Source organism: Salinisphaera sp. RV14, assembly GCF_052044135.1.
Classification (GTDB): Bacteria; Pseudomonadota; Gammaproteobacteria; order Nevskiales; family Salinisphaeraceae; genus Salinisphaera.
Genome location: NZ_JBQDYF010000056.1, coordinates 1 through 662, shown reverse-complemented (window position 1 = coordinate 662; position 662 = coordinate 1). Strand labels below are relative to the sequence as shown.

The window sequence follows — 662 nt, the reverse complement described above, 5'->3', positions numbered from 1 at the left end:
CCGATCCTGGAGCGCACACAACGCCAGCACGCGCGTCGTTGCCGCGAAGCCGAGCGACTGGGTATCGCCGGGCCCGATGCGACCCGAACCTATGAGGAACTGAGCTATGCCGCCGGCTCCTGGCCCGTCACCCCGCGCGTCATCGTCAAGGCCGAGGTGATGGCACTGGGCACCAATCCCCGCTATGTCGTGACCTCGCTGACCGAGCCGGACCCCGAGATGCTGTATGCCACGCTCTATACCGCGCGCGGCCAGGACGAAAACACCATCAAGGCGATGAAAAACGATCTGGCCGCCGACCGCACGTCGGACTCGGGCTTCCTCGCGAACCATCTGCGGCTGTTCTATGCGGCAGCCGCCTACGTGCTCCACCACACACTGCGAATCGAGGTGCTGACGCACACCGAACTCGCCGCCGCGCAGCCACGTACGGTGATCGTAAAGCTGTTCAAGATCGCGGTGCGAGTGGTGCGCTGTAAAGACCGGATCAAGCTGCACCTGTCGACCGGCTGCCCGGTGGCCGGTCTGCTGGCCCGGGTGACCGAGATCCTGTATCGCGTCAATTTACCGCCGCCGCAGCGAAAGCTGGCCTGAGCCGGGCCAACACGCCCGTCATTTGACCTTCATTGACTCGATTCCGAGCGGACCGGGTCAGATGCCTT

General features: G+C 64.5%; 1 protein-coding gene. It reads left to right on the top strand.

Going from position 1 to position 662, the window contains the following annotated elements:
- The coding region (locus ACS8Y6_RS18390) for a transposase (RefSeq protein ID WP_440856245.1) at window positions 1-594 on the top strand (594 nt) is incomplete at its 5' end.
- Between the last annotated feature and the right edge of the window lie 68 nt (window positions 595-662).